This is a genomic window from Verrucomicrobiota bacterium (assembly GCA_016871535.1).
Taxonomy (GTDB): domain Bacteria; phylum Verrucomicrobiota; class Verrucomicrobiia; order Limisphaerales; family SIBE01; genus VHCZ01.
Map to the genome: position 1 here is coordinate 1 of VHCZ01000351.1, position 5359 is coordinate 5359.

Annotated in this window: 5 protein-coding genes; 4 read left to right on the forward strand and 1 reads right to left on the reverse strand. The window is 59.5% G+C overall.

Translation table 11 applies throughout. The annotated features are described in order from the left end of the window. Window positions 1–39 precede the first annotated feature (39 nt). Together FJ398_25755 and FJ398_25760 are read left to right on the forward strand one after the other, a co-directional pair. The gene (locus tag FJ398_25755; GenBank protein ID MBM3841296.1) at window positions 40–246 is read left to right on the forward strand and encodes a hypothetical protein; all 207 of its coding nucleotides are present in this window, start codon (window positions 40–42) and stop codon (window positions 244–246) included. Continuing rightward, on the forward strand, window positions 227–487 hold the full coding sequence (locus FJ398_25760; GenBank protein ID MBM3841297.1) for a hypothetical protein: 261 nt from the start codon (window positions 227–229) through the stop codon (window positions 485–487). Before FJ398_25755 ends, FJ398_25760 begins: the two co-directional genes overlap by 20 nt. A gap of 125 nt (window positions 488–612) precedes the next feature. On the opposite strand, the gene FJ398_25765 is transcribed toward FJ398_25760, so the two are convergent. Beyond that, window positions 613–3564: an IS66 family transposase gene (locus tag FJ398_25765; GenBank protein ID MBM3841298.1), complete on the reverse strand. Its 2952-nt coding sequence runs from the start codon at window positions 3562–3564 to the stop codon at window positions 613–615. On the opposite strand from FJ398_25765, the gene FJ398_25770 reads away from it, so the two are divergent. Both FJ398_25770 and FJ398_25775 read left to right on the forward strand, forming a co-directional pair. Next, window positions 3110–4219: a DUF1080 domain-containing protein gene (locus FJ398_25770; GenBank protein ID MBM3841299.1), complete on the forward strand. Its 1110-nt coding sequence runs from the start codon at window positions 3110–3112 to the stop codon at window positions 4217–4219. The two genes, FJ398_25765 and FJ398_25770, sit on opposite strands and share 455 nt — an antisense overlap. A gap of 359 nt (window positions 4220–4578) precedes the next feature. Next, window positions 4579–5359 (forward strand): DUF5060 domain-containing protein (locus FJ398_25775; GenBank protein MBM3841300.1); only part of this gene is annotated, 781 nt, incomplete at its 3' end.

A 5359-nucleotide genomic window follows, 5' to 3' on the forward strand; every position in this document is an offset into this window, starting at 1 on the left:
GGAGCTTGCCCGGACGGGGTTCGCGTGTACACTGTGCCCATGAAAACAGCGACGGCCACACTGAACGGCGACAAAGCCGAAACGACGAGCTCCCTCACGGTCATCAAAGCCGCTATGAAAGAGTTGTCGGCCATTCGCAAGGCGAACAAGACGACCGATGCCGAAATCCGCCGGCTGAAAACTTCCACGCGCCAGACCCTCCGACGCATCGAGGAAAATCTCCGCCATGTTGAAGCCCATCGCTGAGTACATTCTCGACCTTCTCAGCATCGCCCGTGACACTCGCGCGAACAAGGAAGCTATTGCCGATCTCCGTAAGGAAGTCAGCCAACTGGCGCTCGCCGTCGAACGCATTTCGGTTGAGCTTCGCAGCCAGCGCGAAGCGGAGCGGCTCGAGCGCGAGAAGATGATGTTGCGTGTGGAAAACGCCTTGCTCCACTTCGAACGCCAGCTTCCATCTGGCAAACAACCCAAGCGATTGAAGTGACGTCGGCCTGCCCGGAGCGCGGACCGCCGAGTCCGCGGGTTGCGAGAAAAAGGCCGGCAGGAACGCGCGGTTTCGGCGGTCGGCGCTCCGTGTGTTCGTCCGCACGCCACGCTTCAAACGAGACTTCAAGTTCCGGGAGCTATTTGCGTTGTGGCCACGACTTCGGGAAGGGCAACCGCCGCCGAACCGGTTGGTGGGCTGGTTTCTTTCCGCTGCCGGCGCCCGCGCCGGCTTGCCGCGAAGGCGTGAATGTCCTTTTCCCCGGAACGAAGGAAATCCAGAAAGTCCACGCCCATGTATTTGCAGGTTTGGCAGACGCTCAAGAGGACCAAGTAATCTTGTAGGCCCTTCTCCGTGGTAATTCCCCCGATGATCTGCCGAAGCGCAGCGAAGGGCTTGACGGCGTGCTCGGCGTTGTTGTTGTTCCACGGAACACCGTCGAAGCGCAGAAACGTGAACAGCTTGTCTCGGTTCTTTTCCAAGCGATCTTTGAACTTCACCGCTGCTTCACTTTGCAGGGTGGTTTCAGAGATTTGCCGATAGAATCGCTCAACAGACGGGGCGTGCTTCCTCAAGAAGCGGGTTTTCAGCCCCCGCCGATCAATTGTCTCCACCATCGGCTTGAGCAGGGCCACAAACGCCTGAGTGAGGCGTCTCAGCTCTTCGTTGTAGGGATATTTCAACAGATCATCGTTCAGGTCTCGGATGAGGTGGATCAAACATTTTTGTTGAGGGCACGGGATTCCGTCGTACGCGGCGTAAAAATCGGAAATCAAGACGCCTCTGAAGTCCTTCAACATCGTTTGAAGCAGGTCGCCCTCCCGCGTCTCGCTATACACGTAAGCTACTTCTTCCATGTTCGCGAACACCCACACAAAACCGTCCTTATCCCGAAGGTTGACTTTGGTTTCGTCGGCGTGAAGCAAGCGGCCACTGCACAACTTCTTCACGAGAGTGTGGTACGTTTCCTTGTACTTCTTCGCTGCGCGAGCTTTGAAATTGCCTGTATTCGCGGAATCTAGACGGAAGCCAAACAGCCGATTCAGGTTGCTGGCGACGTGAATCTGCGGCAACCGCAACTCGATGTTGAGGTAAAGAAAATAGGCCACGAGTTCAGAGCCAAATTTGCTTTTGCCCCAGCATGTCTCTTTCGGTTGAAAAACCGCGCCGCACTTTTGGCACAGATAGCGATGAAAACGGTGACGGGTGATCCATCGTTTTATTCCGTGTCGCATGAATTTGATATCCAGAACGGTCTTGCTGGATTTCGTGTGCTTAACGACGTTCCTTGAGGCGCACTTCGGACAAGTGCGAGGTCGAGAACAGTTAATGGTCTTGTTCGGTGCAAAGGCCTTTCTGGACTTCTGCGGCCGAGTCAAAGCGCGCCTCAAGTTTGCATTTGATTTTACATAAACTCGCTCCCGCTGGTAGTCCCAGTATGCGGCATCGTTGATCACGTTTAGTTCCGGGAAGGCGAAAGTGTTTCGTTTGAAGCCATACGGGTGCTCTCGTTTCAGTTTTGCCACGTCAACGACCTCGTGCTGGGGCGAGCTTTGACCCTCGGAGGATGCGCGATGCAGTTCGAGGAGCTTGTTCGCTACTACCTCGACAGCGTTGCAATCCTCGGCGTTGTACGTCAGGAGGGATGATTTGTAGAAGGGCGCTCTCGAAGTTGCCCACTCATGCCGCCGCTCGATGGTTTGCAGACCCGTTGCAGCGGCCTCAGTCCAACCGAATCCCAGATGCCCGGCGATCTCCTTCAGTCCATTGGAGAATGTAGGGAAGTACACCTGCCCAAAGATGCCTGACAAGAGGTTCACCGCAGCAGGAATGGCCTTTGCCTGTGGCGCAGGAGCCTCGCCCGGCACTCCGTGACAAGCGCACATCCGTTTCAGAAACTCAGTCTCGTAGCTCCCGTAGTGAATCAGCACCGGCTTCTCGACGGTTTCGAGGATGGCGAGGAATTCTCGCCAAATCTTTCCCTCGTCGGCGACGGTGTCCGCCCACAGGCTGTGCTGGACGGCGGTGTCGCCGTGGCCGATGCGCAGGCCGATGAGGTAGTAGAAATCACGGTCGGGCAGGCCCTCGATATCCAGATAGACGGGCGTGCCTTCGATCTTGAGTTCCGGGCTGCCGACGATGTGGATTTTCTGCTCCCGAATCGCCAACGCCTTGAGCGCGTGGTGGTATTTCTCGCGTTTGTCGCGCAGCCGCCTGGGTCGGCGGCGCGGGCGGAAGGTGTAGGAGAATTGCGTGACGGTGAAGATGCCTTTGCTGCGGAGTTTCTGGCGCTCCTTCGCACTCATGCCGGCCAGCAGGCTGAGGTCGTCGGCTTCGATGGCCTTCTGGCGGCAACGGTCGCGGAACTCGCACTCGGGGCAGTGGCGGTTCAGGACGAGGTCGGGCGGCTTCTCGCTGGCGAGCAGCGCGGCGGTTTTCTCGAGGCGCTTCCGCACTTCGCCGGTCAGGGCGGGGGTCTTGACCTTCGTGACCAGTGGCTGCGCTCTTGTGAGCGCGACGGACTCCGGTGTGGCGTGCTGTTCATTCGCAGGTTCGCCGGAGTTGGCCGCACTCTCACGAGCGCGGATACAGGTCTCCGGAAGGAGAGTGCGGTCGCCGTGGATGATCTTGCCGATGGAGGTGTCACGACCCATCGCCTGCGCGAGCACGAAGGCATCAAAGGCCAGCAGCAACTTGTCGTCCTTGGTGAGCTTGTTGCGGAAGATGAAGCGGATCGGGATGAATTGTGCGGCCCTGCCGCGACCTTGGAACGGAATCCGTTCGATGGCGTGGACAACAGATTCGACGGCGCAAGAATTCACCGGCGCTTGCGCGACGACACCCGTCGCCAACCGCCACTTGGCTGACTTCAGAGTCTCCACGTCTGGCGAGGTTGCGACATCGCCGTTCGACAAGTCGCCAGCCAGTCTCGCTGTCTCGTTGCCGCGATACGATTCGCCCTGCGATTTTACCCAGTCGGCGTATGCGTTGCCGCTAGTAGGTTCGCCAGAGGCTCGCAGCCAGCATTTCGTCGGGCATTTGAGGAAGGCCTCAAACAAGTCGGGAGTGATTTTCATGCGCTGCCAGAATACTCCTTTGCTCTCCAGATGCCCATTCTCCGAGACAACTCTTTCGCCCCTTCAGGGCTTGGGAATTTTGTGGACGGTTGACCCAGGGCGTCGCTCGCGGACTCACTTTGCCCTGGGCTATTATCTTTCGGGCTTTCAGCCCTGCCGAGTTGGCCGCCTGATGAGAACCTGGGCTGGTTATCAGTGCGACATTCATCCGGCTATCGAGCATACGGGCATGACCTATGAGGAACGCGGACGCGGGATTTTCGGGCTCAACGGCATGAACGTGGCCTTCGATCCCGAGCGCCATCGCTGGCTCATCGGCAAACAGGACCCGGTGAAGGTGGATGTTTCCCAATGGAACGAATACACCGTGATCGCGCGCGGGAATCATCTCGTTCACAAGATCAACGGCAAGGTCACCTCCGAACTGTTCGACTACGACGAAAAGGGTCGGGCGCTCGAAGGACTGCTGGCGATCCAACTGCACTCAGGGAACACCAACACGGTGCAGGTGAAACAAGTCCTGCTCCGGCCGCTCACCGACGGCAAGGTGCTCGCGTTCGACGCATCCCAGCTTCCCGCCGGCGCGACCCGGATCGGAACCCCCGGTTCCAACAAACCGCAGGGCCTCGGCCCGGCCACGCCGACGAAGAAGTGAGGGAAGGGGAGGGGCTTCTCTGGTCCGCGACACCCAGACATTGCGCAACGCCACGTTGATGCGGTGGGCTGTTCAGTTTGTTCCAGGATTTGGTGAGAATGTTCAAGCGTCCTAGCGGGTGCCTTGACTACCATGGAGGCTTGAATATGACGAGCACACCGCAGTTCTCTGTGTCCTCCCATTCTCTGTGCTTCACTCCGGAGCGCGGAGTTTTGGAGGACACAGAGGGCAAGCCGGTGGAACCTGCCAGCCCCGAGTTCAAGAATGCTGTCCTACCGCACGTCCTCAGTCGCGTCCTGCACCATCAGCATGACACTCGCGGCACTGGTGCGCCCTGCCAGCGAACCCTGAATCCATTTATGCAACAACGCGTCCTCAACGTCCTGCTTCTCACCCTTGGTGTCATCGGGCTTGCGTCGGCAACCCGGATCGATGCCTCAACCGCCGCGACCACCGCCCTGCAATGGCAGGAGGTCGAACTCACCTTCACCGCCAGCCGTGACACGGCCAATCCTTACACGGATACGGACGCCTGGACGGAGTTCACCCACGAGGACGGCACGAAGCTGCGCCGGCCGATGTTCTGGGACGGTGGCCGGACGTTTCGCGTGCGGTTCGCCTCGACCAAATCCTCCGGCGCCTGGCGCTGGACCTCCACCGACCGCGACGGCGATGCCGGCTTGAACGGAAAGTCCGGGACACTCGCCGCCGCACCTGCCGCGTCGGAGACCGCGACGATCTTCACCCAGCATGGGTTCTGGAGCATCCCGTCCGGTGGACGTAATCTGATGCATGCCGATGGTCGGGCGCGGTTGTTGTGCGCGGACACGCCGTGGGCGCTGCCGTGGCGGGCCACCATCGAGCAGGCGGAGATCTACGCTCGCGACCGCCAGGCCAAGGGTTTCAACGCCGCCCTGCTCATGACCGTGCAGCCCGACATGGACTGCAAAGGTCCACGCTCGCGCACGGAGGATCTGGGCTTCGACGTCGGGTTCGAGGATTTGCCGAAGGGCGCCTTGCGCCAGTTGCGCCCCGAGTATTTCCAGATGTTCGACCGACTCACCGGCATTCTCGTGGCGCATGGCATCGCGCCAGTTTACCAACCGGTCTTTCACGGCTACGGCTGGAAGGGTCGCCGCG